Origin of the sequence: Microbacterium sp. SORGH_AS_0421, from assembly GCF_030818635.1 — a bacterium.
GTDB lineage: Bacteria > Actinomycetota > Actinomycetes > Actinomycetales > Microbacteriaceae > Microbacterium.
Genome location: NZ_JAUTAO010000001.1, coordinates 1229550 through 1254076 on the forward strand (window position 1 = coordinate 1229550; position 24527 = coordinate 1254076).

The 24527-nt window shown below is 70.3% G+C and carries 23 protein-coding genes and 1 pseudogene; 7 read left to right on the plus strand and 17 right to left on the minus strand.

Annotated elements, in window-relative coordinates; translation table 11 throughout:
- Positions 1-19 precede the first annotated feature (19 nt).
- From QE416_RS05830 to QE416_RS05840, 3 genes are read right to left on the minus strand one after another with little or no spacing between them, the layout of a single operon-like run.
- Positions 20-343, minus strand: coding sequence for a P-II family nitrogen regulator (locus tag QE416_RS05830; protein WP_210075779.1), 324 nt, complete (start codon positions 341-343; stop codon positions 20-22).
- A complete protein-coding gene (locus QE416_RS05835) occupies positions 343-2892 on the minus strand; it encodes a DUF2309 domain-containing protein (RefSeq protein ID WP_307314340.1) in 2550 nt (849 codons plus the stop codon). The genes QE416_RS05830 and QE416_RS05835 overlap by 1 nt, the downstream gene beginning before the upstream one ends.
- Positions 2892-4373, minus strand: coding sequence for a proton-conducting transporter membrane subunit (locus QE416_RS05840; protein WP_307314342.1), 1482 nt, complete (start codon positions 4371-4373; stop codon positions 2892-2894). The genes QE416_RS05835 and QE416_RS05840 overlap by 1 nt, the downstream gene beginning before the upstream one ends.
- A 98-nt stretch (positions 4374-4471) precedes the next feature.
- On the opposite strand from QE416_RS05840, the gene QE416_RS05845 reads away from it, so the two are divergent.
- The 3 genes from QE416_RS05845 (at position 4472) to QE416_RS05855 (ending at position 6503) form a co-directional block, all read left to right on the plus strand.
- Positions 4472-4744, plus strand: a complete 273-nt coding sequence (locus QE416_RS05845; RefSeq protein WP_115916228.1) for a winged helix-turn-helix domain-containing protein — start codon at positions 4472-4474, stop codon at positions 4742-4744.
- Positions 4745-5132: 388 nt separating this feature from the next.
- Complete coding sequence (locus QE416_RS05850; protein WP_267788992.1) at positions 5133-5507, plus strand: helix-turn-helix transcriptional regulator; 375 nt, start codon at positions 5133-5135, stop codon at positions 5505-5507.
- Between the two features lie 18 nt (positions 5508-5525).
- Entirely contained in the window at positions 5526-6503 is a 978-nt protein-coding gene (locus tag QE416_RS05855) for an SRPBCC family protein (protein WP_141376918.1), read from the plus strand.
- 164 nt (positions 6504-6667) lie between these two features.
- Here QE416_RS05855 and fdhA read toward each other — a convergent pair whose 3' ends face one another.
- The 4 genes from fdhA to QE416_RS05875 all read right to left on the minus strand — a co-directional run bounded on the left by fdhA (position 6668) and on the right by QE416_RS05875 (position 10359).
- Positions 6668-7885 carry a formaldehyde dehydrogenase, glutathione-independent gene (gene fdhA, locus QE416_RS05860; protein WP_307314348.1) on the minus strand — a complete coding sequence of 406 codons (1218 nt, stop codon included), beginning with the start codon at positions 7883-7885 and terminating at the stop codon, positions 6668-6670.
- A 197-nt stretch (positions 7886-8082) separates the two neighbouring features.
- Positions 8083-8517, minus strand: coding sequence for a hypothetical protein (locus tag QE416_RS05865; protein ID WP_307314349.1), 435 nt, complete (start codon positions 8515-8517; stop codon positions 8083-8085).
- Between the two features lie 148 nt (positions 8518-8665).
- Positions 8666-9121, minus strand: a complete 456-nt coding sequence (gene sufU / locus QE416_RS05870) for a Fe-S cluster assembly sulfur transfer protein SufU (protein ID WP_267788996.1) — start codon at positions 9119-9121, stop codon at positions 8666-8668.
- Positions 9118-10359 carry an aminotransferase class V-fold PLP-dependent enzyme gene (locus tag QE416_RS05875; protein WP_307314353.1) on the minus strand — a complete coding sequence of 414 codons (1242 nt, stop codon included), beginning with the start codon at positions 10357-10359 and terminating at the stop codon, positions 9118-9120. The genes sufU and QE416_RS05875 overlap by 4 nt, the downstream gene beginning before the upstream one ends.
- A gap of 112 nt (positions 10360-10471) precedes the next feature.
- Between QE416_RS05875 and QE416_RS05880 the strand changes: the two genes are divergently transcribed.
- The 3 genes from QE416_RS05880 (at position 10472) to QE416_RS05890 (ending at position 11843) form a co-directional block, all read left to right on the plus strand.
- Positions 10472-10903, plus strand: a complete 432-nt coding sequence (locus QE416_RS05880) for a chemotaxis protein CheY (protein ID WP_103211035.1) — start codon at positions 10472-10474, stop codon at positions 10901-10903.
- Positions 10900-11211, plus strand: coding sequence for a transcriptional regulator (locus QE416_RS05885; protein WP_103211037.1), 312 nt, complete (start codon positions 10900-10902; stop codon positions 11209-11211). The genes QE416_RS05880 and QE416_RS05885 overlap by 4 nt, the downstream gene beginning before the upstream one ends.
- Before the next feature lie 155 nt (positions 11212-11366).
- Complete coding sequence (locus QE416_RS05890; protein ID WP_307314355.1) at positions 11367-11843, plus strand: hypothetical protein; 477 nt, start codon at positions 11367-11369, stop codon at positions 11841-11843.
- Between the two features lie 238 nt (positions 11844-12081).
- Here the strand turns inward: QE416_RS05890 and QE416_RS05895 are convergent, their stop codons facing one another.
- The 7 genes and pseudogenes from QE416_RS05895 to QE416_RS05925 form a co-directional block, all read right to left on the minus strand.
- Positions 12082-12753 (minus strand): response regulator, encoded by a 672-nt coding sequence (locus QE416_RS05895; RefSeq protein ID WP_210076970.1) that lies wholly within the window; start codon positions 12751-12753, stop codon positions 12082-12084.
- Positions 12750-15269: an ATP-binding protein gene (locus tag QE416_RS05900; protein ID WP_307314357.1), complete on the minus strand. Its 2520-nt coding sequence runs from the start codon at positions 15267-15269 to the stop codon at positions 12750-12752. Before QE416_RS05900 ends, QE416_RS05895 begins: the two co-directional genes overlap by 4 nt.
- A 107-nt stretch (positions 15270-15376) precedes the next feature.
- Complete coding sequence (kdpC, locus tag QE416_RS05905) at positions 15377-15961, minus strand: potassium-transporting ATPase subunit KdpC (protein WP_307314358.1); 585 nt, start codon at positions 15959-15961, stop codon at positions 15377-15379.
- Between the two features lie 12 nt (positions 15962-15973).
- Positions 15974-18132 (minus strand): annotated as a pseudogene (gene kdpB / locus QE416_RS05910) (potassium-transporting ATPase subunit KdpB).
- Positions 18132-19817: a potassium-transporting ATPase subunit KdpA gene (kdpA, locus tag QE416_RS05915; RefSeq protein WP_307314360.1), complete on the minus strand. Its 1686-nt coding sequence runs from the start codon at positions 19815-19817 to the stop codon at positions 18132-18134. Before kdpA ends, kdpB begins: the two are co-directional and overlap by 1 nt.
- A gap of 3 nt (positions 19818-19820) precedes the next feature.
- Positions 19821-19910, minus strand: coding sequence for a K(+)-transporting ATPase subunit F (kdpF, locus tag QE416_RS05920; RefSeq protein WP_074696280.1), 90 nt, complete (start codon positions 19908-19910; stop codon positions 19821-19823).
- Positions 19907-20047 (minus strand): hypothetical protein, encoded by a 141-nt coding sequence (locus QE416_RS05925; protein ID WP_267789013.1) that lies wholly within the window; start codon positions 20045-20047, stop codon positions 19907-19909. Before QE416_RS05925 ends, kdpF begins: the two co-directional genes overlap by 4 nt.
- Positions 20048-20318: 271 nt before the next feature.
- Between QE416_RS05925 and arfB the strand changes: the two genes are divergently transcribed.
- Positions 20319-20756 carry an alternative ribosome rescue aminoacyl-tRNA hydrolase ArfB gene (gene arfB / locus QE416_RS05930; RefSeq protein WP_307314362.1) on the plus strand — a complete coding sequence of 146 codons (438 nt, stop codon included), beginning with the start codon at positions 20319-20321 and terminating at the stop codon, positions 20754-20756.
- Positions 20757-20916: 160 nt separating this feature from the next.
- On the opposite strand, the gene QE416_RS05935 is transcribed toward arfB, so the two are convergent.
- The 3 genes from QE416_RS05935 to QE416_RS05945 form a co-directional block, all read right to left on the minus strand.
- Positions 20917-21285 (minus strand): PLD nuclease N-terminal domain-containing protein, encoded by a 369-nt coding sequence (locus QE416_RS05935; RefSeq protein ID WP_267789015.1) that lies wholly within the window; start codon positions 21283-21285, stop codon positions 20917-20919.
- A 181-nt stretch (positions 21286-21466) separates the two neighbouring features.
- The gene (locus QE416_RS05940; RefSeq protein WP_267789016.1) at positions 21467-23560 is read right to left on the minus strand and encodes an APC family permease; all 2094 of its coding nucleotides are present in this window, start codon (positions 23558-23560) and stop codon (positions 21467-21469) included.
- A 100-nt stretch (positions 23561-23660) separates the two neighbouring features.
- A complete protein-coding gene (locus QE416_RS05945; RefSeq protein ID WP_307314364.1) occupies positions 23661-24509 on the minus strand; it encodes a serine hydrolase in 849 nt (282 codons plus the stop codon).
- Positions 24510-24527 lie beyond the last annotated feature (18 nt).

Genomic DNA, 24527 nt, shown 5'->3' on the forward strand with positions numbered 1-24527 from the left:
CGACTCGTCGCGGCGCACATCAGGCGAAGTAGTCCGCGCGGCTGACCGAGGTCGGCGAGACGAACATCACGCCAGAGGCGTGGTCGAGGACGGGGCGGATGCCGGCGACGATCGCGTCTGCCTTCTCGGGTGCCACGACGGTGACGAGCAGCGTCAGGGTGTCGTGGTCGTTGAAGAGCAGGCGGCCGCCGCGGGGGCCGTGGTGGCCCACGCCGGCGACACCGGTGATCGCGGTGTAGCCGCGGGCACCCAACGACTGCATGAGGGCGGACACCTCGGCGACGTCGTCGCTCGCGACGACCACCTCGATCTTGGTCATCGGGGTCAGCTCGGACAGGCTCATCAGCGGATCTCCTTCGTGGTGGTTTCTTCGTGGACGGCGGGGAGGCCGGAGTGGTCGTGGGTGTCGAGGTCGTCCGCCTGCCAGCCGTAGCGACCCCACCGCATCCAGCGGGCGCTGTCGTGCTCGCGGACGCGGAGGGTGATCCAGCGGTTGGTGACCAGGGTGCGGACGGCCTCGGAGGCGTCGATGATGTCGTTCACCCGAGCGAGCGGGGCCTCGACGAACACCTGAAGTCGGATCGGTTCGTGCCGGGACGCGCGGCCGACGCCCACCGACTGCCAGGGCAGCCCGAGGCGCAGGTCGCCGCCGTATCCGGAGAGCACGCCGACGGTGCCGACGACGTTGTGCAAGGGCTTGGGCCCGGCGCCGAAGCGATCGGGAGCCACCGTCGAGGCCGAGTACTGGGCGTTGATCCACTGCGCCACGATCATCGGCGCCGTCAGGATCGTCTCGAGTCCCGCGCCGTCGGGGTCGGCGGCCGCGTCATAGCTGTGCAGGAAGGCGCGGCGACCGAGGTCGGCGCCCGCGGTGATCGAGCGGGGCCCCACGATGAAGGCGGCGTTGCCGACCAGGCCCCACTCGGGGTACGCCTCGGCCCAGTCCGCGGACCGGCGCTCGGTGTCGCGAATCGCGCCGTGCCGCCCGCCCGCGCCAGGCAGGCCGGCGCTGCGGTCGGCCGTGTTGACGGCGCGTGCGGCCTCGAGCCGCCGGGTCAGCTCCAGCACGATGGTCTCGTGCGTGGCCGGGATGGCCCAGGGCTCGAGCACGGTGACCTCGTCGGTCACGGTGTCCATCTGCGCCGCGACGAAGAGCGTGTCGGCCGGTATCGAGACGCCGCGATCGGCGAGGGCGGCGCGCGTCTCGGGGTCGTTGAAGATCATGGCCGCCGCCCGGGCGTTGGGCTCGCCCTCGTGTCCGCCGCACGCGCCGCACTGCAGCGATGAGGCGAAGGGGTTGTTCGTCACCGAGGCGCCGTGCCCCGTCAGCAGAACGATGGGCGCGAAGCCGTCGACGAGGCCCATCATCCGCAGCGCCGTCTCGGCGTAGAGCACGCGCTCTTCGAGGGTGAAGACGACGTTCGCGTCGACGTGCGTCGACGGCTTCGCAGGGCGCATCCGCGACACCAGTGCCCGCCATGCCTCGGGAGCGAGCGTCCGCGCCGCGCTCGCCGCGCCGAGCACCCATCCGGCGGTCTCGGCGAAGGCGTACGGTGCGACGGCGGACTCTTTGAGCGCGTCGATCGTGGCATCCCGTTCCACGCTCGCCGAGTGCTGCCGCCTCCAGCGCGCGATCGCGTCGCGCTCCACGGACGACTCGGTGATCGCGACGCGGGGCGTGAGGAGCACCGGGCACGAGGCCACCTCGGCGGAGCCGTCGGCGGGACGGAACGAGATGGGGGCGGCGAAGAAGCCCGCGAAGCCGAGCGTCTCGACCTCGCCGGCGGCTTCGAGGTGCCGCCGAAAACTCTCGGACCGCGTGTCGATGCAGAAGACCGCCTGCGCGAGCGGCCGCTGGGTCCGAGCGCTCGGGCGAAGCACCGGCGCGGTCGCGGGGGCGAGCTCGCGCGCGATGCCCCTCTCGAATGCCTCCTGCCAGACGGCGAGCCGCGTCACGGGCTCGATGAGAGAGAGGACGGGTCGCAGGGCGGTGCGCACCTCGCGTTCGTTCGAGTCGACGCCGAGGGCGAGAGCGACGGCGCCGATGCGGGCGGTGTCGTCGACCGCGGACTCCTCGCTCACAGCTCCGGTCGGGAGGGAGGCGTCGGAGGGCAGCAGCAACCGTTCAAGCGTCGTGCGGATGGCGACGAGCGCGGTCAGGTCGATACCGGTCGTGGCGCTGTGTCGGACGAGGGCGGCCCACCCCGGCAGCGCGAGCACGTGCGCCCGCAGGAAGGACTCCGCCGCGGGCCCGTCGAGCTTCCACCGGGCGAGCGCTTCGCCGATGGCCCCGGCCGGGTCGTCGGAGCAGTTCCGGATGCCGCTGCGCACCCGCCGCGACAGGGTCGGGTCGAGCGCGGCCAGGCGCCGCCAGGCCGTCCACATGCTCTCGCCCTTCATCGACCGCGACCAGGGCGCGGTTCCGAGCGAGGTGGCGAGCCAGCGCGCGGTGAGGTCGTCGATTCGCGCGTGGATGCGTGGCGACAGACGCGCCGCCGGCGTCGGCTGCGGGGAGGGTGCCTTCATGGGAGGAGTGACGAGCAGATCATGTCCGAGCACTTCGCCGACGGTGGTGGCCAGGCCGCCGATGCGCAGGACGCGGGGCGATCCCGCCTCGGACACGGTGAACCGCAGGGCCGCATGGAGGTCGGCGGGCGAGATCCGTCCCTGCGCGTGCAGGTCGCGAAAGCGCTGCTCGGGAAGGGACAACAGGATGCCGTGATCTCCGGCGATCCGTCCCATCGCCTCCTCCCAGTCGAGGCTCTCGTAGCCGGCCACGGGGTTGCGGGCGATGAAGGTCTCGAGTGGGAAATGCGGCGAGATGCTGCGACCGGCGGCGGCGATCCAGCCCCGGATGACGGCGGGCGAGGGAGGGGAGGCGAGGGCGGTCATCAGAATCTCCGGTACTCGAGGGGGCCGTCGGCGGGCGCCGGGGTCCAGGGCGTGTCGATGCGGGGTGCGGCCGGGGGCAGGGGTGGTCGGCCCCACGCGAAGGCGAAGGCGAAGAGGCGGTCAGCGAGCGGACCGGAGCTTCGCGCGACGAGACCCGAGGCGGCGGCGATCGCGAAGACCGCGATGGCGAGTACTGCGGGTGCGGGTGCGGGTGCGGCGGCGATGACGGGGGTGAGCGCTTCGGCGGCGGGGAAGACCACCGCGAGATAGGCGGCGGTGGCGGCGGCCAGACCGGCGACGAGGGCCGTGCGGGTCGCGGCCGGCGATGAACCCCCGCCGATCCGAGCCCCGGCGATCACCGCGGTGGCCCAGGCGAAGAGGAGGAGCACCGCCGCGCTGTGAGTGATCGCACCGGATGCCGCCAGCGCCGCCGCCCCGGTCAGGAGCACGACTGCACCGCCGACGATAGCGCCGCCGCGGGATGCCACCGGGAGCGCGATCGCCCGGCCCTTCAGCGCGTGCTCGACCGCGGAGCCGGCGCCGAGGAACAGGCTCGCCTTGTAGAGCGCGTGACCGATCGCGTGGACCAGGGCCACTCCGAAGGCCCCGAGCCCGCAGGCCAAGAGCAGGAACCCCATCTGCGCGGCGGTGGACTGCACGAGGCGGCCCTTCACGTCGGGGCGCGTGAGCATGGCGAGGGTCGCCACGATCATCGTGATCGCGCCGGCGACGGCCACCACCCAGGGCCCCACGGCGGAGGGCACAGCGGCATAGCGCAGCAGGAGCAGCGCGCCCGCGTTCACGAAGCCCGCGTGCAGGAGCGCCGAGACCGGGGTGGTCGTCGCGGCGGTCGCGGGGAGCCATCCGTGCAGGGGGAAGGAGCCCGCGCGGGCCACGGCCGCGACCGCCACCAGTGCGCTCACGACCGCCGACGAGGAGTCGTCGAGGCTACCGAGGGCTGCGAGCGAGACGGAGCCGGTCGACGCCACCGCCACGACGACGGCTGCCCACAGGGCCGCGTCTGCGAGCAGCAGCGTCACGGCGCTGCGCACCACCGCCACGCGCGTCTGCGGGCCGGCGCCGCCCGTCGAGATGAGGGCGATCATGCTGACCGTGCCGAGGGTCCACCCGGCTGCGAGGAGCACGACGTCGTTCGCGGCGATGGCGGTGGTCGACCCGACGGCCGCGAGCGACGACAGCGCGAAGAAGGTGCGCGATCGGGGGTCGCCGCGCAGGTTGCGGCTGGCGTAGGCCTGCACGACCACGGTGAGGCCGACGACCAGCAGCGCCAGAGCGGCACCGGCGATGTCGACGTCGGTGGCGAAGGCCGACGCGAGGCCCGCCGCGGCGAACGCCGCGGCGACGGCTGCAGGCCAGGCGGCGAGGGAGCCCGGGGTGTGGCGACGCGCGACATCCGGGAGGAGGGCGGCGACGACCGCGGCGAGCAGCGCGGCGATCGTGAGCGGGGCGAGAAGCGACATGCGCAGCACATTACCTGCAAAAAATTGCTGGTGTCAAAAAACAGGTAACAAATAACCGGTGCTTTGATTCCGGTACAGCAGGTCAGTATGCTGTGGCGATGACGACATGGACGTTTCTGACCAACCACGCCCATGTGTTCATCTACGTCGCCCGCGACCCCGGTGCCCGCGTGCGTGAGATCGCGGATGCCGTCGGCATCACGGAGCGCACCGCGCACGGCATCCTGGCCGACCTCGTCGACGCCGGGTATCTGAAGCGCGAGAAAGAGGGCCGACGCAATCGGTACGAGTGCGTCGAAGACCTCCCGCTGCGCCACCCGATCGAGAGCGATCACCCGGTCGGGGCTTTGCTGCAGGCGCTGCGGGGCTGAGTTCGAGGGTGCCTCCGCGCCCGATCGACCCGATCGACTTCACCGTGCAGGCTGCCCCGGCGTTCGTCGCTGCCGCCCCGCCGGCCGCGACGGTCGGCTGCGCGTACTCGTGCATCTTCGTCGCAACGAGCGACCCGGCGCCGACGGTCGCAGGAGCGTCGGCCTCCACATCGCCGGCTGAGGTGCTGGCCTCAACGGGAGCCGCGGGTATTCCGGGCGCGGTCGCCATCGCGGTGATCCTCGCGCGCCCACCGGCGCGCGCCCGGCAGGAGCTCGACGAGGCGGCGATCACGCGCGCATTCGCCGGCTGGCCTGTTTCATCCCGCGCAGGTGGTGGTGTGAACGACCCCCTTGCAAGCACGGGAATGGCACGCTATTTTGCAACCAAATGGTTGAAGATAAGAGCGCCGCCGACATTGACCGGGTCTTCCACGCCCTGGCCGATGCGACGCGCCGCGACATCGTGCGGCGCACCCTCGTCTCCGAACAATCAGTGACGCAGCTCGCCGCAGCGTACGCGATGTCGTTCGCCGCCGTGTCGAAGCACGTCGCCGTGCTCGCCGAGGCGCGACTCATCACCAAGCGTGCGGAGGGGAGGGTGCGACTCGTGTCCGCCGACCCCACCGCGCTCGCCCGGGTGCAGGAACTGCTGCGCTCGTACGAAGACCTCTGGCGCGGCCGCGTCGACCGACTCGAAGCGATCCTGCTCGAAGACGCCGGGGTGCCGGCATCCGTTCCGCCCTCCGAACCCACCGAGATCTGAACCGACGAAGGAGTCGTCATGCCCGTCACATCTGTCGAGAGCGACGCTGCAGCGCTCACCATGACCCTGATCGCCGACTTCGCGGTCGGCGTCGAGAGGCTCTGGGCGGTGTTCACCGATCCGCGTCAGCTCGAGCGGTTCTGGGGTCCTCCCGGGTGGCCCGCGACCTTCGCATCGTTCGACTGCGCGGTGGGTGGCCGGGCGCGCTACGCCATGGCCAGCGCCACCGGCGAGGTCGCGCGAGGGAGCTGGGAGTTCCTCGCCATCGATGCGCCGCGGGGCTTCGAGGTGATCGACTCCTTCGTCGACGAGAACGGCGACCCCATCGACGGCATGCCCGCCATGCGCATGACCTTCTCGTTCGACGAGACCGCGACCGGGTCGCGGCTGACGAACGTCACGTACTTCGACTCCGAAGAGGCGCTCGAGCAGCTCACTGCGATGGGCGCGGTCGAGGGCTCGACGCTCGCGATGAACCAGCTCGACGCCGTGGTGCAGGATCTGCGCGCATTCGCTCAGGGCAAGGGCACACAGCTCGAGATCCTCGACGACCGGCACGTGCGCATCACGCGTCTGATCGACGGGCCGCGTGAGCTCGTCTGGCGCGCGCACGTCGACCCCGACCTGATGCGACAGTGGATGCTCGGCCCCGACGGCTGGCGCATGACGCACCGCGAGGTCGACCGGCGTGAGGGCGGCACGTACCGGATCGCGTGGGAGCCCGAGCCCGGCGCCGAGGGAGAGCCCTTCGGCTTCGACGGCGAGATCCTGCTCCTCGACGAGCCCCGCCGCATGGTGCAGACGGAGCACATGACCGGCACCGATTACCCCGCGACGATCAATGACTTGTCGCTGTACGAAGAGGACGGCGCGACCCTGGTGACCCTGCTGATCGAGTATCCGGATGCCGAGACCCGCGACGCCGTGCTGGCCACGGGCATGGTGGACGGGATGGAGCAGAGCTTTCAGCGGATGGAGCGGGTCGTCCTCGGGTGATCGGCGCGCGACTCCTGCAGATCGGCGGGTGGCCCCGAGAGAGGCCCTAGTGGTGCGGGGGTGAGTCTCCCGCGCACCGAAGCTCGCAGAACCGCGCGGATCTCGCAGGATCCAGGAGGAAGGCTGCGAGGAAGGGCCGGCTCTGCGCGCTCCGGTGCGGGTGATCAGCTCGTGATGTACCCGTTCGGGTTCAGCACGTACTTGCGCGGGGCGCCCTTGTCGAAGTCGGCGTAGCCCTGTGGGGCGTCGTCGAGGCTGATGGGCGTGGCGTTGACGGCTTTAGCGATCTCTACCTTGTCGTGCAGGATCGCCATCATCAGCTGCCGGTTGTACTTCATCACCGGGCACTGACCGGTCGTGAACGACAGCGACTTCGCCCAGCCGAGGCCGAGTCGCAGCGACAGCGAACCGACCTTCGCGGCCTCGTCGACCCCGCCCGGGTCGCCGGTCACGTACAGACCCGGGATGCCGACCCCGCCGCCCGCCGCGGTCACGGTGAACAGCGAGTTGAGCACCGTCGCCGGGGCCTCGTGGCCCGCGTCGGACCCGTGGCCGCGTGCCTCGAAGCCGACCGCGTCGACCGCGGCATCCACTTCGGGGACTCCGAGGATCTGCTCGATCTGTTCTCCGGGGTCGCCCTTCGACACGTCGACGCTCTCGAACCCGAGCGAGCGCACCTGCGCCAGGCGCTCCGGGTTGAGGTCGCCGACGAGCACCGCGGCCGCGCCCAGCAGCTGCGCGCCGACGGCGGCGGCGATGCCCACCGGTCCCGCGCCGGCGATGTACACCGTCGATCCGGGGCGGACGCCCGCGGTGTACGCGCCGTGGAAGCCCGTGGGGAAGATGTCGGACAGCATCGTGAGGTCGAGGATCTTCTCCAGCGCCTGCTCGCGGTCGGGAAACACCAGCAGGTTCCAGTCGGCGTAGGGCACGAGCACGTACTCGGCCTGACCGCCGACCCAGCCGCCCATGTCGACGTAGCCGTAGGCGCTGCCGGGGCGGTCGGGGTTCACGTTCAGGCAGATGCCGGTCTTGCCCTCCTTGCAGTTGCGGCAGCGGCCGCACGCGATGTTGAAGGGGACCGAGACGATGTCGCCGACCTTGACGAACTCGACGTCGGGTCCGACCTCGATCACCTCACCGGTGATCTCGTGACCGAGCACGAGGCCGGCCGGAGCCGTGGTGCGCCCGCGCACCATGTGCTGGTCGGAGCCGCAGATGTTGGTGGAGACGGTGCGCAGGATTGCACCGTGGGGGACCTTGCGGCCCACATTCGCCGGGTTGACGCCCGGTCCGTCCTTCAGTTCGAACTCGGGGTAGGGAGTGTCGATGACTTCCACGACACCGGGCTCTTTGTATGCCACTGCCTTGTTGCCGGACATCTTCGTCCTCTCCGGCCGGGTCGTCCCGGCCTGATCGTGTCCCGCGGTGCGGGGGCCGCGGCCCCGTCCGACGCGGCACTACCGGGTTCGGCGGTGAGAGACGCGAAGGATGCCCTCAGCCAAGACGTGGACGCCGGACGCGTCAAGGGATGGCGCGAGAAGCCGCCCGGTGCATCATGCGGCCGATGGTCGTTCGGTCAGGACGAGGATGCCGCCCGCCGGACGGCCTCGCGGATGCGCTCCTCGACCTCGTCCGTCACCTCGACCACGGCGAACGAGACCGGCCACATCGGACCGTCGTCGAGCTGAGCGCTGTCGTCGAAGCTGACCGTTCCGTATCGCGTCTTGAACTTCGCGGCCGGCTGGTAGAACACCACGACCTTCCCGTCCTTGGCATAGGCGGGGAAGCCGTAGAAGGTCTTGGGGTTCAGGTGCCCCGCCTCTTCGAGCACGATCACGTGCAGGCGCTCCGCGACCGCGCGGTCGACGCCCTCCAGCTTCTCGATCGCCTCGAGGCAGGCTTCGTTCTCCTTCTGCAGCTTCGCCAGGCCCTTCAGGCCCTTCATCGCCCTCAGCTCCTCGGCGCGCTGCTTCATCGCCGCGCGTTCTTCTTCGCTGAATCCGGTGGCCATGGCATCCGCCTTCGTTGAGGTCTGACCGAAAGAGTAGCGCGCGTCAGGCCCGCGTATCCTCCGGGATTCGCGCAACCTCAGCTCGGATCAGTGGATGCCGACTGACTTTGCGTGGATCGCTGAGGTGATGCCGCTCGCGGCGCCGCGCTCAGGCCTGCCGCAGCCCCTCTTCGAGCGCGACCCAGGCGAGCATCGCGCACTTCACGCGGGCCGTGAACTTCGAGACACCCGAGAGGGCGGCGGCGTCGGCGAAGGTCTCCTCGTCGAGGGGGATCTTGCCTCGCGAGCGCAGGGACTCACGGAACGACGCGATCAGCGCTTCGGCGTCGGCTCGCGGCATCCCTTCGTCTCCGCCGTCTTCTTGCAGCAGGGCGACGAGCATCGACGCCGAGGCCTGCGAAATCGAGCAGCCCGCGCCCTCCCAGGTCACCGAGGCGATGCGATCACCCTCGACCGAGACGCGCAGCGTGATCTCGTCGCCGCAGATGGGGTTGCGCTGATGCACGGTGGCGCTGTGAGCGCCGGGCTCGGCGAGACCGAACCCGCGTCGGTTCTTCGCGTGGTCGAGGATCAGCTCCTGGTACAGGGATTCGAGGCCGCTCATGCGCCCACCCCGAAGAAGCCGCGCACGCCCGAGACGGCGTCGAGCAAGGTGTCGATCTCGTCCTCGGTCGTGTGGATGGCCGCGCTCGCGCGGACCGACGCCGTCATACCGAAGCGGCGGTGCAGCGGCTGAGCGCAGTGATGTCCCACGCGGACGGCGACCCCGCGCGAGTCGAGGAACTGGCCCACGTCGTGGGCGTGGACCCCCTCGACCTCGAAGGCCTGCAGGGCGATGCGCTCCGCGGCATCCGTGTCTCCGAGAAGACGGATGCCGTCGATGGAGCGGAGACCCTCGCGCAGGCGCTTCTCGAGCGTCGCTTCGTGGGCGTGTGCGGCCTCGAGGTCGTGCTGGCCGAGCCAGCGGACGGCGGCGGCGAGGGCGACGGCCTGCGACACCGGCTGCGTGCCGGCCTCGAAGCGCTGCGGCGCGGGCAGGTACTCGGCCTTGTCGAGGGTGACGGTCGTGATCATCGACCCGCCGGTGGTGAAGGGCGGCAGGCTGTCGAGCACCTCGTCACGGCCCCAGAGCGCCCCGATGCCGTACGGCCCATAGATCTTGTGCCCCGAGAACACGGCGAGATCGACCCCGGATGCCGGCAGGTCGAGGCGCAGGTGGGGAGCCGACTGGCACGCGTCGAGCACCGTCAGTGCGCCGACGCCGCGAGCCAGGGTCACGAGCTTCGCGACGGGGTTCACGATGCCGAGCACGTTCGACACGTGCGGGAAGGCGACGACCTTCGTGCGCTCGCCGATGAGTTCGGCCGCGGCGTGCAGGTCGAGCATGCCGTCGTCGAGCACCGGGATGTGCCGCAGACGCGCACCCGTTCGGGCGGCGAGTTCCTGCCAGGGGATGAGGTTGGCGTGATGCTCGGCCTCGGTCACGACGATCTCGTCGCCCTCGCGCAGGCGCCCGGCGTACCCCAGCGATCCCGCGACGAGGTTGAGGCCGGCGGTGGCGCCGCTCGTCCAGACCAGCTGCTCGGGCTCGGCGCCCACGAACTCGGCGACCGTGACGCGCGCGTCCTCGAACAGCTCGGTGGCCTCGGCGGCGAGGGTGTGCGCGCCGCGATGCACGGCCGAGTTGGCGGTTTCGAGGAAGTCGCGCTCGGCGTCGAGGACGGCGCGCGGCTTCTGGCTCGTCGCGCCGGAGTCGAGGTACACGAGGGATCGGCCGTCGATCTCGGCCTGCAGGATCAGGAAGTCGGCGCGCACGGCGGCGACGTCGAAGGGGAGGGTCACCCCTCCAGGCTACGTCGCATGGGGTGGTGGCGGATCGCGCAAAAAAGAAAAGAAGAAAGTACTTGCCTAATCGGAAAGTAGTTGCCATGATCGAGTCAACGAAAGGATCGCCATGGACCACACGCCCGCGATGACCGCGTCGGAAGCCCAACTGCTGCTCGATCGCGCCGACCGCCTCAGCCACGCCGCACACAACGCAACGCGGTGGCCGTACATCAGCTTCATCCTCGCGCTCGGGGTGGCGACCTCGATGGGCACCTTCGCGATGGCCGTCACGACCGGAGATACGTTCGGCCTCGCCTACGTGAGCTTGCTGGCCGTCGTATTCGCCCTCATCATCTTCTTCGTCGTCAGCATCCAGGGCCGCGCCGCCTTCGCCCGCGGCCGCCGCTGGACCGCCTACATCGCGAGCTGGTTCGCGTCGTACGCGCTCGCCCTGGCAGTCGTCATCTGGGCGCACGGCGACGTGCTGCTCGCGGCGCTGGCCTCGGGCCTCGTGCTCGTCGTCTCCCTGGTCTGCGCGGCGCGCGAGGCTCGGTCGTGACCACGTCGACTCCGCATCCCCGGCACCGGCTCGACGAGCTGCTCCAGAACTCCGTGCGGTTCTCGATCCTCGCGGCCCTCGACCGGGCGACCACGCTGAGCTTCAAGGAGGTTCGGGATGCCGTCGAGGTCACCGACTCCGCGCTGAGCAAGCAGGTCTCGACGCTCGAGGGCGCCGGCTACATCGCTGTGGGGAAGTCGTTCGCGGGCAAGATGCCCCGCACCTCGCTCACCCTGACGAAGGAGGGGCGAGCGGCGTGGAGGAGCCACCTCGACACGCTCCGCGAGATCGCGGGGACGTCGGTCTGAGCCGTTCGATCGTTCGACACGGCGTCTCACCGACTCCTCATGGACGAGTCGATGAGACGCGGTGTCGTGCGCGAAGAGTGAGGAAGCCGGACCGGCCCGTTCGGAAACCGTGAGCACCCCGGGATCGCCCTCGCCGGGAGCGTAGACCGGATGCCATGACCCTCACGGCTCTGCTTCCCACCCTCCGCTCCAGCATCCCGGCCCCCTTCGACGCGGCCGCCTGGCCCGCCGGCTCGACCCCCACGCTCGACGACGTCACCGTGCGAGCCGTGTCGGTCGGTCGTTTCGCCGACATCTGCGGCACGCCCTGCGTCTGCACGGGCCCCGCGGTGATCCCGGCGTCGGGCGGGGTGGCATCCGCGACGCTGTCGACGACCGTGGTGATCGCGACCGTGACGGATGCCGGCCCCGATACGCTGCGCCTCGATGCCTGCGTCGCCGGGCTCGAGGCCGTCTGGCGCGAGGCGCGGCTCATCGGCCGCGTGTCCCACGCGTACGACGAACCGTTCGCCGTCGTCGACGCGCACGGGGAGCAACCGTGCGGCACGGTCGTGCTGCCCGGGGACGTCCGCGCGGGCGATCGCATCGCCTTCCCCTGCCCCGGGTGCCACACCGTCGGAGAGGTCCGCTGATGCTGCTGCACTCGATCGTCTTCGCCTCCCGCTGCGCCCGAGTGCAGGCGGAATTCCTCGCCGCGGAGGCCGAGGACGAGGCGGCCGACGTGCGTAACTCTTGAGTTTCGGGGCCGGCTCCTGTGGCAGCCGGCCCGGGCTCCGGTGTCGGCGCGTCTTTCCGACCGGGGGACAAGCCGCCGCGGCGCGAATCTCAGGAGTTTCGCACGCTCGCGGCGGTCGTCCCGCCCGGTCCCGCTCACACGACGAGCCGGTACCCCATCCCCTGCTCGGTGAGCAGGTGCACGGGCGCCGAGGGATCGACCTCGAGCTTCTTTCGCAGTTGCGACATGTACAGCCGCAGATAGCCCGAGTCGGCGACCTGCTCGCTCGCCCAGATCTCCTTCAGCAGCGTCTGTCTCGTCACGAGAGAACCGGGGTTGCGGGCGAGGAACTCGAGCATGCGCCACTCGGTCGGCGTCAGGTGCACGCGTGCGCCTCCGCGCAGCACGGCCTTGGCCGACAGGTCGACCTCGACGTCGCCGAAGCGCACGACGGCATCGCCCGACGACGGCACCGAGCGCCGCGCGTGCACGCGCAGACGCGCCAGCAGTTCGTCGATCTGGAACGGCTTGGTGACGAAGTCGTCTGCCCCGGCGTCGAGCGCCTCGACCTTGTCGGCCGAGCCCGTGCGACCCGAGACGACGATGATGGGCGCCGTCGTCCACCCGCGCAGGGCGTGGATCACCTGCACGCCGTCGAGGTGCGGCATCCCGAGGTCGAGAAGGACGATGTCGGGGTGCGCCCCCGCGGCGAGGGTGATGGCCGCGGCACCATCGGCCGCCGCCACCACGTCGTAGCCGTGCGCGGCCAGCGTGATGCGCAGGGCTCGCACGAGCTGCGGGTCGTCATCGGCGATGAGTACCTTCACGGCATCCTCCTCGAGATTCCGGATGCCGTGGCCTCCGCATCGGCCACGGGCAGCGCCACGACCATGGTGAGGCCGCCGCCGGGGGTGTCCTCCGGGGTGAGCGTGCCGCCCATGCCCTCGGCGAAGCCGCGCGAGAGGGCCAGACCCAGGCCCAGGCCCGCGGTGTTGTCGGTGTCGCCCAGGCGCTGGAAGGGCGAGAACATGTCCTCTCGGCGGTCGGCGGCGATACCGGGGCCGTGGTCGATCACGCGGATCTCGGCGGTGCCGCCGAGGCGGCTCGTCGCGATGCGGACGCGCTCGCCGTCGGGCGAGTAGCGCTGGGCGTTGGTGAGCACGTTGACCAGCACGCGCTGCAGCAGCACGGGGTCGGCGCGGAGCATCGGCAGGTCGGGGTCGAGCGCGAGCTCGACGTCGTCGGGGCCGAGGTCGAGCTCGTCGAGGGCGGAGAGCACGACACCCGCGGCGTCGGTCGCCGTCAGAGACACGGCGAGCACGCCGGCCTGCACGCGGCTGACGTCGAGCAGGTCGGTGACGAGCACGGACAGCGTCGCCAGGCTTTCGTCTGCGGTCTCGAGCAGCACCTGGCGGTCGTCGTCGGAGAGCTGGTCGCCGGCGGCGCGCAGGCCGCCGAGTGAGGCGACGGCGGCGGCGAGCGGACGGCGGAGGTCATGGCTGACGGCCGACAGCAGGGCGGTGCGCACTTGGTCGGTCTCGGCGAGGGCACCGGCCTCGGCCGCGGTCTCGGCGAGATCGGTGCGCTCGAGTGCGGCGGCGAGCTGCGCCACGACGACGTCGAGCAGGCGTCGTTCCGAGGCGTCGAGGTCGCCGCCGTGCAGCTCGAGGGTCGCGCGCCCGTCGCCGACGGGCACCGCGACCGCGCGGTCGCGCACGGGCTCGCCGTCCGTGGCGAGCACCGTGCCGTCGGCGGCGACCAGGCGGACTCCGGCGAGGCCGAACGCCTCGCGCGCGCGGCTGATCAGCGCGGGCACGGCGCTTTCGCCCCGCAGCACGCTGCCGGCGATCGTGGCGAGCATCTCGGACTCCGCCGCGGCGCGTCGGGCGGCCCGCGCGCGGCGGGCGGCCTGGTCGACGACGACGCTGACGAGCACGGCGATGACGACGTACAGGGTCAGCGACAGCGCGTGCGCGGGGTCGCTGATGGTGATCGTGTAGATGGGGGCGATGAACAGGAAGTCGAGCGTGACGCCCGACAGCACGGCCGCGAACACCGCCGGCCAGATGCCGCCGACGAGCGCGACGACCACGACCAGCAGCTGATAGGCCAGCACGTCGGCGGTGATCGACTCGTCGGAACCGGTCGCGATCATCAGCAGCGACAGAAGGGGCCCGCCGACGAGGGCGGTGACGAAACCCAGGATGCGCCGCTTCGCGCTCAGCGCGGGGCCCGCGAGCCGGGGGAGGGCGAACCGGCCGCCCGCGCGGGCGTGGTTCACGATGTGCACGTCGATGTCGCCCGAGGCGCGGATCACGGTCGCCCCGATGCCCGGTCCGGTAAGGGCCGCGCCGAGACGCCCGCGACGGCTCACCCCGATGACCAGCTGAGAGGCGTTGACCGATCGCGCGAAATCGACCAGGGCGGTGGCCACGTCGTCGCCGACGACCTGGTGGTAGGTGCCGCCGAGGGTCTCGACTAGGGCGCGCTGCGCGGCGAGGGCGCCGGGGGCGCTCGCGCGCAGGCCGTCCTGCGTCGACACGTGCACGGCGAGCAGCTCGCCGCCGGCGGAGCGTGCCGCGATCCGGGCGCCGCGGCGCAGCAGCGTCTCGCCCTCGGGGCCCCCGGTGAGGGCCACCACGACGCGTTCGCGCGCTTGCCACGAGCCCTCGATGCCGTGCTCGGTGCGGTACCGCTGCAGGGCGGAGTCGACCTCGTCGGCGAGCCACAGCAGGGCGAGTTCGCGCAGCGCCGTGAGGTTGCCGAGACGGAAGTAGTTCGACAGAGCGGCGTCGATCCGCTCGGCGGGGTAGACCGAGCCCGCGGCGAGGCGATCGCGCAGGGACTGCGGTGCCAGGTCGACGACCTCGATCTGATCGGCCGCGCGCACCACGGCATCCGGGACCGTCTCGCGCTGCACCACGCCGGTGATCTTCTCGACGACGTCGTTGAGCGATTCGATGTGCTGCACGTTCACGGTCGTGATCACGTCGATGCCCGCGTCGAGGAGCTCCTCGACGTCGACCCAGCGCTTGTCGTTGCGAGAGCCGGGGACGTTGGTGTGCGCGAGTTCGTCGACGAGCGCGATTCTCGGGAGCCGTTCGAGCACGGCATCCAGGTCCATCTCATCGAGCGCGACGCCGCGGTGCGCCACGGCACGGCGCGGAACCACCTCGAGGCCTTCGGCTTGCGCCGCGGTCGCGACGCGGCCGTGCGTCTCGACGATCGCGATGACGACGTCGTGGCCCTCCGAGCGCAGCCGGCGCCCTTCCTCGAGCATCTCGTACGTCTTGCCGACTCCGGGCGCCATGCCCAGCAGCACGCGCAAGCGCCCGCGCTTCACGCGACGCCCCCCGTGCTCGACCGGGGTTCCGGCGAACGACGCCGCCGCCGCACGGAGGGTGCGACGGCGGCGACGGGCGACAGGGTCATGACAGCGATTCTCGTCTCTCAGCGGGCGTCGAGCGCACGATTGAGCTCCACGACGTTCACGCGCGGGTCGCCGAGGTATCCGAGATCGCGAGGAAGCGTGTGCTCCGACACGAGGGCGGCGACCTCGGACGAGGGGATGCCGCGGGCTTCGGCGACCCGTGCGACCTGGCGTTTGGCGTTCTCCACCGAGATGTCGGGGTCGAGGCCCGAGCCTGAGGCGGTCACCGCGTCGGCGGGGATCGAGCCCGCGCCGTTCAGCTCGCCGAACGCCGCACGGCCCTCTTCGATCGAGGCGATCAGGTCCGGGTTCTCGGGGCCCAGGTTCGAGCCGGTCGAGGCCGAGGAGTCGTAGCTCGCGGCAGACGGTCGCGACTGGAAGTACTGCGGGAGCGCGTTGCCGTCGGCATCCTGGAACGACTGCCCGATCAGCTGCGAGCCGGTGACGGTCCCGTCGGCGGTCTTGATGAGCGATCCGTTCGCCTGGAACGGCAGGGCGACCTGTCCGACCGCGGTGATCAGCAGCATGTAGGCGACGCCGAGCAGGAGGGTGAAGACGACCATCGCGCGGACGGCGACGGCGGTGGTACGCAGGGTGGTGCGCATGACGGGTGCCTTTCAGAAACCGGGGAGCAGGCTCACGACGAGGTCGATGAGCTTGATGCCGATGAAGGGGACGATGACGCCGCCGAGCCCGTAGACGAGCAGGTTGCGGCTGAGGATGCTCGACGCGCTCGCCGCGCGGTACTTCACACCGCGCAGGGCCAGCGGGATCAGCACGATGATGACGATCGCGTTGAAGATGATCGCGCTCGTCACGGCCGAGGCGGGGGAGTGCAGCCCCATGATGTTCAGCGCCGCCAGGCCCGGGAACACGCCCATGAACATCGCCGGGATGATGGCGAAGTACTTTGCGATGTCGTTGGCGAGCGAGAACGTGGTCAGCGCTCCGCGCGTGATGAGCAACTGCTTGCCGATGCGCACGATGTCGATGAGCTTGGTCGGATCGGAATCGAGGTCGACCATGTTGCCGGCCTCTTTCGCGGCCGAGGTGCCCGTGTTCATCGCGACGCCCACGTCGGCCTGTGCGAGTGCCGGAGCGTCGTTCGTGCCGTCGCCGGTCATCGCGACGAGGTTGCCGCCCTCCTGCTCGCGCTGGATGAGCGCGAGCTTGTCCTCGGGCGTGGCCTCGGCGAGGAAGTCGTCGACCCCGGCCTCGGCGGCGATTGCCTTGGCGGTGAGCGGGTTGTCGCCCGTGATCATCACGGTGCGGATGCCCATCGCGCGCAACTCCTGGAAGCGCTCGCGAAGGCCGTCCTTGACGACGTCCTTGAGGTGGATGACGCCGAGCACGCGGCCGCGCCCGTGCGAAACTCCTGAAGATTCGGGGGCAAGGGTCGCCACGACCAGGGGAGTTCCGCCGGATTCAGCGATCTCGTTCGTGAATTTCAGGAGTTCAGCACGGGTGGCGTCAGACACCGTCGCGCGCTGGCCGTCGAGCCAGGCCACCACGGCGGACGCGGCGCCCTTGCGCACCTGCGTGCCGCCTTCCAGGTCGAGGCCGCTCATGCGGGTCTGAGCGGTGAAGGGCACGGGCTCCGCGCCCCGGGGCATCTCTCGGCGACGATCCCCTGGGCCGCCGCGAGCTCGACCACCGAGACGCCCTCGGGAGTGGGGTCGGCCTGCGACGACAGCGAGGCGTACTCGGCGAGCTCGGGGCCTCCGACGCCCTGCATCGGAACGAACGCCGAGGCGCGGCGGTTTCCGTAGGTGATCGTGCCGGTCTTGTCCAGCAGCAGGGTCGTCACGTCGCCCGTCGCCTCGACCGCGCGGCCCGACATCGCCAGGACGTTGCGCTGCACGAGACGATCCATTCCGGCGATGCCGATCGCGCTGAGGAGCGCACCGATGGTGGTCGGGATGAGGCAGACCAGCAGCGCGACGAGTACGGGGATCGAGACGGGCGATGCCGCGTACGACGCGATCGGGTTCAGCACCAGGACCACGACGACGAACACGATCGACAGGCTCGCGAGCAGGATGTTCAGCGCGATCTCGTTGGGCGTGCGCTGGCGTGACGCGCCCTCGACCAGGGCGATCATGCGGTCGACGAAGGTCTCGCCGGGCTTCGAGGTGATCTTCACCACGATGCGATCACTGAGCACGCGCGTGCCGCCGGTGACGGCGCTGCGGTCACCGCCCGATTCGCGGACGACCGGAGCCGACTCGCCCGTGATCGCCGACTCGTCGACCGTCGCGATGCCGTTGACGATGTCGCCGTCGCCGGGGATGAGCTCGCCGGTCTCGACGAGCACGATGTCGCCGACGCGGAGGTCGCCCGAGGGGACGTCCTCGACCGCCGCGTTCGAGGCGGCGGGGTCGCCGGGGGAGTACGCGACCACCCGGCGGGCCGAGGTCGTCGTGCGGGTCTTTCGCAGGGTCGCTGCCTGCGCCTTGCCGCGGCCCTCGGCCACCGATTCAGCGATGTTCGCGAAGAACACCGTGAGCCAGAGCCACACGGCGATACCCCACGTGAAGCCGAAGGGGAGGCCGGTGTCGTCGCCGCCGAGGAACGGCTCGGCGATCGCGATGAGCGTCGTCAGGGCCGCACCGACCCAGACGAGGAACATCACGGGGTTGCGCCATTGCGCGGCCGGGTTGAGCTTCTTGGCCGCGCCCGGGAGTGCGGCGACGACCTGAGCGGCGCTGAACGCGCGGCGCGGGGCGGCCGGCGCCTCGTCGGCAGCGGGGACCGGCGCGTGGGTGAGGGTGGACATCAGCGGGTAAGTCCTTCAGCGAGGGGTCCGAGGGTGAGGACCGGGAAGTAGGTGAGGGCCGTGACGATCACGACGACGCCGGCGAGCAGGCCCGCGAACTGCGGGCGGTGCGTCGGCAGGGTTCCGGCGGTGGAGGGCACGGCATCCTGAGCCGCGAGAGAACCCGCCAGGGCCAGCACGAACACGATCGGCAGGAACCGTCCGAGCAGCATCGCCACACCCAGCACCGTGTTGAACCACGGGGTGTTGGCGGTGAGCCCGGCGAAGGCGGAGCCGTTGTTGTTCGCCGCCGAGGTGAAGGCGTAGAGCACCTCGCTCAGACCGTGGACGCCCGGGTTGAGGATCGAGGTCGTCTCGACGTCGTCCCGGATGCCGGGAACCCCGAAGCTCAGAGCGGTTCCGGCGAGCACGAGCGTGGGCGTGACCAGGATGTACAGGCTCGCGAGTTTGATCTCTTTCGGCCCGATCTTCTTGCCCAGGTACTCGGGGGTGCGGCCGATCAGCAGGCCGCCGACGAACACCGCGATCACGGCGAGGATCAGCATGCCGTACAGGCCCGATCCGACACCGCCGGGGGCGATCTCGCCGAGCATCATGTTGATCATCGGCATCATGCCGCCGAGAGCGGTGTAGCTGTCGTGCATCGAGTTGACCGCACCCGTCGAGGTGAGCGTGCTGGTCGTGCCGAAGAGCGTCGAACCGAAGATGCCGAAGCGCACCTCTTTGCCCTCCATGGCGCCGCCGGCGAGCATCGGGGCTGTCCCGTTCCCGGCCATCTCGGCCCAGGTGAGAAGAGCCGCGGATGCCACGAAGATCGCGCCCATGACGCCGAGGATCGTGTAGCCCTGACGGTCGTCGTTCACGATCCGGCCGAAGGCACGGGGGAGCGAGAACGGGATCACCAGCATGAGGAAGATCTCGAAGAGGTTCGTCCAGGGGGTGGGGTTCTCGAACGGGTGCGCGGAGTTCGTGTTGAAGATCCCGCCGCCGTTGGTGCCGAGGAGCTTGATCGCCTCCTGCGAGGCGACCGGCCCGCCGGGGATCGACTGGGCCGCGCCCGCCACCGTCGTGGCATCGGTGAAGCCCGAGAGGTTCTGGATGACGCCGCCGGCGAGCAGCACGACCGCCGCGACGATCGAGAACGGCAGGAGCAGACGGTAGGTGCCGCGAACGAGGTCGACCCAGAAGTTCCCGATCACACCGCTGCGGCGGTACGCGAAACCGCGAACGAGAGCGACCGCGATGGCGATGCCGACGGCCGCGCTGACGAAGTTCTGAACGGTGAGGGCGGCGAACTGCACGGTGTAGCCGAGGGCGGTCTCGCCGCCGTAGGACTGCCAGTTCGTGTTCGTGACGAAGGAGACGGCCGTGTTGAACGACAACGCCTCGCTCGGGGCGTCGAAGCCCAGCGAGAGCGGCAGCGCCGCCTGAAGCCGCATGATCGCGTACACGAACACGACGCCGACGAACGAGAACAGCAGCACCGAGCGCAGGTAGGCCTGCCAGGTCTGGGCGCTGCGCGGGTCGACGCCGATCAGGCGGTACGTGCCCCGCTCGACGGCGAGGTCGCGCTGACCGGTGTAGATGCGGGCGATGTAGTCACCGAGGGGGCGGTAGGCCAGGCCCAGGGCGACGAGAAGAGTGAGGCTGGTCAGGACGATCGACCAGATGGTTCCGCTATCCATGGGTCAGAACTTCTCCGGTCGGACGAGGGCGACCACGAGGTACACGACGGCGGCGACCGCGAGGACCGCGGCGAGGATCGAGAAGAAGATCACGGGCGCTCGCCCCCTCGTCCGGTGGTGCGGGACGTCGAGGGGCGGGCTTCGGGGCCCAGCTTCTCGACCCCCTTCGCGACGAGGGCGACCAGCGCGAAGAGCGCGACGGTCGCGGCGAGGAAGACGGCATCGAGCACGACGACTCCAGATTCGGGTGAACACACCGCGGAGATCCGCGGGCACCGCGGGGCGGCACGTGTGTCGATACAACTCCTCGAGCCCGCGGCATCCCGGCGTCCTAACGCTTTCCCTACGGGTCGCTGCCGGACACATACGGGGTGCTTACGGGGGATCGCCGCCGCCGAGACGGCAACCCGCTGACATCCCGGTTGCCGGCTGGTGCCGAGTTGTCAGCCGGATGCCGTCTCGAGACCATCGGCGTCGCCGCCGACCGCGCATGATGGAGGCATGCTCCCCTCCGACGGATCCGACGTGCGCGTCAGCGCGGGGCTGGTGATCCCGGCCGCGGAGCTGTCGTGGCGGTTCTCGCGCTCTTCGGGGCCGGGCGGTCAGGGCGTGAACACCGCCGACTCGCGGGTCGAATTGATGTGGGATGCCGTGGCGTCGAGCGTGCTGTCACGGGTGCAGCGCGAGCGACTCATCGAGCGACTCGGTGACCGGCTCGTCGGCGGGGTGCTGACGATCGCGGCATCCGAGCATCGGGCGCAGCTGCGCAACCGCGACGCGGCGCGCGCCCGCCTCGCCGCTCTCGTGGCCGAGGCCGTAGCCCCTCCCGCCCCGCCGCGACGCGCGACGAAGCCCACCCGCGGATCGAGGGAGCGCCGCCTGCAGGCCAAGCAGCGCCGCACCGACGTGAAGAGGATGCGCCGTCGTCCGACCGACTGACCCGCCCCGCCCTCCCGCCCTCCCGCCCCCTCCCCCCATGCCCGACGTTGAGTGTCCAAAACACCCGGACGCTTTTGAAAACCGTCCGGGTGTTTTGGACACTCAACAGGGGTGGGCCGCGGGGAGCGGGCCGCGGGGAGGGGGCAGCGCGGCGTGAGCGTTATGACTGAGCGCCGCCCTCGGCGCGGCGGCGGCGCACCTGCTCCTCGAGGTCGGCGAGGCGCATCTCGCGCTCGAGGTCGGCGATCTGCTGCTCGGTGGTGCGGGTCTCGCGAGCAGCGGCCGGCGGGGGAGCGGGGTCGGTGTCCTTCTGCCAGCGCCGCGGGTCGCCGAAGGACATCGGCGTCGCTCGCGTCTCGTACTCCCGGCCGAGGGCGAACCACAGGATCGACCCGATCAGCGGCAGCAGCACGATGAAGATGATCCACGCGAACTTCGGCAGGTGCTTCACCTGGTCTTCGCGCCGGGTGATGACATCCACGAGGGCGACCACCATCACCACGAGGGTCAGTAGGGCGAGTACTGGCATGGCATCCACCCTGTCGGAGACTTCCGTCGGCGTCCACCGATTCGTCGCGACCGGGCCGGAGCCGGGGTGAGTGTCCAGAACACGCCGGAGGCACCGCCCTCCCCGCGGCGTGTCCTGGACACTAAACCGGCGGCGAGAACACCGACGCCCCCACCACGAAGGTGGGGGCGTCGGGCCAGACTCAGGATGCCGAGCCGGGCGGGGTCTTCTTCGGGCGGTGAGCCGTGACCTCGGCCACCGGCTGACCGCCGCGCTGCTGGCCCGGGAGGGGCCGCGAGCGGCGTCCGTAGATGACCTCGGACGAGTCGAGCAGCCACGGCACGAGCGTGATCGAGACGCCGTGCACGAGCATGAGCTGGTGCGCGAGGCGGCGCGAGCGGCGGTTGTGCAGGATCGACTCCCACCAGTGGCCGACGATGAACTGCGGCAGGTACACCGTGACCACGGCCGAGCCGTTGTTCTCGCGGTACTTCTTGATGAAGGTCGACACCGGCGAGGTGTACGTGCGGTACGGGGAGTCGATGATGACCAGAGGGATGGGCATGTCGTGCTCGGCCCACTCCTTCTGCAGCTTGGCCGCGTCTTCGTCGGTGATGGCGACGTGCACCGCGAGCGTCTTCTGGTGGTTGGCGGCCAGGGCGTAGTCGATCGCCTTCATCACGGGCTTCTGCAGCCGGTTCACCAGCACGATCGCCACGTCTCCTGACGAGCCGAAGTGCACGGTCTCGTCCATGCGGATCTCGTGCTCGACGTCGCGGTAGTAGCGGTTCACGCCGATCATCAGCACCGCGAGGATCGGGATCGCGATGAACACCAGCCATGCGCCGTGCGTGAACTTCGTGATCGTGACGATCAGCAGCACCAGCACGGTCATGGCCGCACCGACGGAGTTGATCCACAGGCCCGAGACGGCGGAGCGACGCTCGATCGCGGCGGACTGCTGCTTCGCCGCCTCGGGAGTGAGCTCCTTCAACCCCCGCAGCACGCGACGCCAGTGTTTGACCATGCCGATCTGGCCGAGCGAGAACGAGACGAAGACACCGATGATGTAGAGCTGGATCAGCGTCGTGAGGTTGGCCTGGTAGACGATGAGCACGCCGATGGCGACGATGCCCAGGATGATCATGCCGTTGGAGTAGACCAGGCGGTCACCGCGGGTGTTGAGGGCCTTGGGGGCGTAGCCGTCGCGCGCGAGCACCGCGCCGAGCAGCGGGAAGCCGTTGAAGGCGGTGTTGGCGGCGAGCAGCAGCACGCACGCCGTGGCGGCTTGGATGATGAAGAACGGGATGCTGTTCATGCCGAAGGTCGCGGCGGCGACCTGGGCCATGAGGCTCGGTTGCGGGTTGTTCGCACAGTCGAAGCCGATGAGGTGGCAGGGGTTCTCGGCGTAGTGCACGCCCGAGATGAGGGCCAGCATCGTCAGGCCCGCGAACAGCACGATGGCGATGCCGCCCATCAGGGTCAGCGTCGTCTGGGCGTTGCGGATCTTCGGCATGCGGAAGGCGGGCACGCCGTTCGACACGGCCTCGACGCCGGTCAAGGCGGAGCAGCCGCTCGAGAACGCGCGCAGCACCAACAGGATCAGCGCCGCTTGCGTCAACGATTCCGCCTGCACGCCGTAGTCGGCGCTCGAGGCGTGCGGCGCGTCTCCGAGCAGTGTGCGCGCGAGGCCCACGACGATCATCACGCCGACCGACCCGATGAACAGGTAGGTCGGAATCGCGAAGACGCTCGATGCCTCGCGCACGCCGCGAAGGTTCACGATCACGATGAGGATGACGAAGCCGACGGCGATCTCGACCCGGAACGGGTTCAGTTCCGGCAACGCCGAGATGATGTTGTCGACACCGGATGCCACCGACACGGCGACCGTGAGCACGTAGTCGACCAGCAGCGCGGCGGCGACGATCACCCCGGGCACCTCGCCGAGGTTCTTGCTCGCGACCTCGTAGTCGCCGCCGCCCGAGGGGTAGGCCTTGATGAGCTGCCGGTAGCTCAGCACGACCACGACGAGCAGCGTCACGACGGCGACGGCGACCCACGGACTCAGGGTCAGCAGGGTCGTTCCTCCGATGAGCAGGATCATCAGCAGCTCCTGTGGCGCGTAGGCCACGGAGGACAGCGCGTCGGACGCGAAGATCGGCAGCGCCATCTTCTTCGGGAGGAGCTGCTCGTCGAGTTTCTCGGAGGTGAGGGGCTCGCCGATCAGGATGCGTTTCGCGATCGGCGTCTCTTCGCCGTCAACGCGACTTTCGTCAGTCACGGCGCGCGACACTACGCGTACTGGAGGCCATGCGCAATCTGACGCGCACGCTGTTCAATGCATGGTCGCCAGACCGTGACCTAGCGGCGCATTCTCGCAATGCGAGAAACGCTCACTTCGCGGCCCTATTCCCGATGAATTCCGCGACCGCGTCAGCGCCCTCATGATCGTGCGCGGTCACCGTGACGACGGCGTCGCCGGCGAAGACGACGAGCTGCCCGTGGGCGCCGTGCAGGCGCCAGGCGTCGCCCGGTCCGTCCCACCCGGCGAGGGCGTAGCGACGGTACCCGGCGCCGGGGCTGTCGGTATCGATCCACCCCGAGTGCATGGCATCCACGATCCCCTCCGAGACCACCCGATGGCCGTCGATGACGCCGCCGTCGCGGATGAGCAGACCGAGACGCGCCAGCTCGGCGGTGCGCAGCTCGAGGCCCTCGCCGCCGAGGACGCGACCGTTCGGGCAACGGCGCCACGACACATCGGTCCATCCCATCGGGGCGAACAGGCGCGGGCGCAGGAAGTCCTCGATGTCGCCGGTCCGCTGCGACAACGCGGCCATCGCCGTATAGGTGCTGGCGTTCGAGTATTGGAACACCCGGCCGCTCGAGGGGCGAGACAAGAACTCCGCGGCGAGATCGGGCCAGTCGGTCATCATCGTCTCGGACCACGGCAGATCGATGCCGCTCGACATCGAGAGCAGGTCGCGCAGCGTCACCTCGGTCGCCGCGGGCAGCATCGAGCGAACCGGGTCGTCGAGCGACACGATTCCCTCGTCGGCGGCGATTCCGGCCGCCAGCACCGCGACGGCCTTCGCGACGGAGTGGATCTCCTCCCGCACATCCGGCGTCCACCGGTGCATCGCGACGTCGTCGCCCACGCGCACGTGCACGCCGTGCGCGGCGAAGCCGGTGTCGTCGATACGAGCGACGAGCGCGTCTCGAAGGGCGGCGGCGCGGGTCATGCGCCCAGGCTACGGGCC

What these genes read in the sequence shown, in the direction of transcription:
- QE416_RS05830 (WP_210075779.1), bottom strand. Translation starts at nt 343, where the DNA reads ATGAGCCTGTCCGAGCTGACCCCGATGACCAAGATCGAGGTGGTCGTC.
- QE416_RS05835 (WP_307314340.1), bottom strand. Translation starts at nt 2,892, where the DNA reads ATGACCGCCCTCGCCTCCCCTCCCTCGCCCGCCGTCATCCGGGGCTGG.
- QE416_RS05840 (WP_307314342.1), bottom strand. Translation starts at nt 4,373, where the DNA reads ATGTCGCTTCTCGCCCCGCTCACGATCGCCGCGCTGCTCGCCGCGGTC.
- QE416_RS05845 (WP_115916228.1), top strand. Translation starts at nt 4,472, where the DNA reads ATGACGACATGGACGTTTCTGACCAACCACGCCCATGTGTTCATCTAC.
- QE416_RS05850 (WP_267788992.1), top strand. Translation starts at nt 5,133, where the DNA reads ATGGTTGAAGATAAGAGCGCCGCCGACATTGACCGGGTCTTCCACGCC.
- QE416_RS05855 (WP_141376918.1), top strand. Translation starts at nt 5,526, where the DNA reads ATGCCCGTCACATCTGTCGAGAGCGACGCTGCAGCGCTCACCATGACC.
- fdhA (WP_307314348.1), bottom strand. Translation starts at nt 7,885, where the DNA reads ATGTCCGGCAACAAGGCAGTGGCATACAAAGAGCCCGGTGTCGTGGAA.
- QE416_RS05865 (WP_307314349.1), bottom strand. Translation starts at nt 8,517, where the DNA reads ATGGCCACCGGATTCAGCGAAGAAGAACGCGCGGCGATGAAGCAGCGC.
- sufU (WP_267788996.1), bottom strand. Translation starts at nt 9,121, where the DNA reads ATGAGCGGCCTCGAATCCCTGTACCAGGAGCTGATCCTCGACCACGCG.
- QE416_RS05880 (WP_103211035.1), top strand. Translation starts at nt 10,472, where the DNA reads ATGGACCACACGCCCGCGATGACCGCGTCGGAAGCCCAACTGCTGCTC.
- QE416_RS05890 (WP_307314355.1), top strand. Translation starts at nt 11,367, where the DNA reads ATGACCCTCACGGCTCTGCTTCCCACCCTCCGCTCCAGCATCCCGGCC.
- kdpC (WP_307314358.1), bottom strand. Translation starts at nt 15,961, where the DNA reads ATGCGCACCACCCTGCGTACCACCGCCGTCGCCGTCCGCGCGATGGTC.
- kdpA (WP_307314360.1), bottom strand. Translation starts at nt 19,817, where the DNA reads ATGGATAGCGGAACCATCTGGTCGATCGTCCTGACCAGCCTCACTCTT.
- arfB (WP_307314362.1), top strand. Translation starts at nt 20,319, where the DNA reads ATGCTCCCCTCCGACGGATCCGACGTGCGCGTCAGCGCGGGGCTGGTG.
- QE416_RS05935 (WP_267789015.1), bottom strand. Translation starts at nt 21,285, where the DNA reads ATGCCAGTACTCGCCCTACTGACCCTCGTGGTGATGGTGGTCGCCCTC.
- QE416_RS05945 (WP_307314364.1), bottom strand. Translation starts at nt 24,509, where the DNA reads ATGACCCGCGCCGCCGCCCTTCGAGACGCGCTCGTCGCTCGTATCGAC.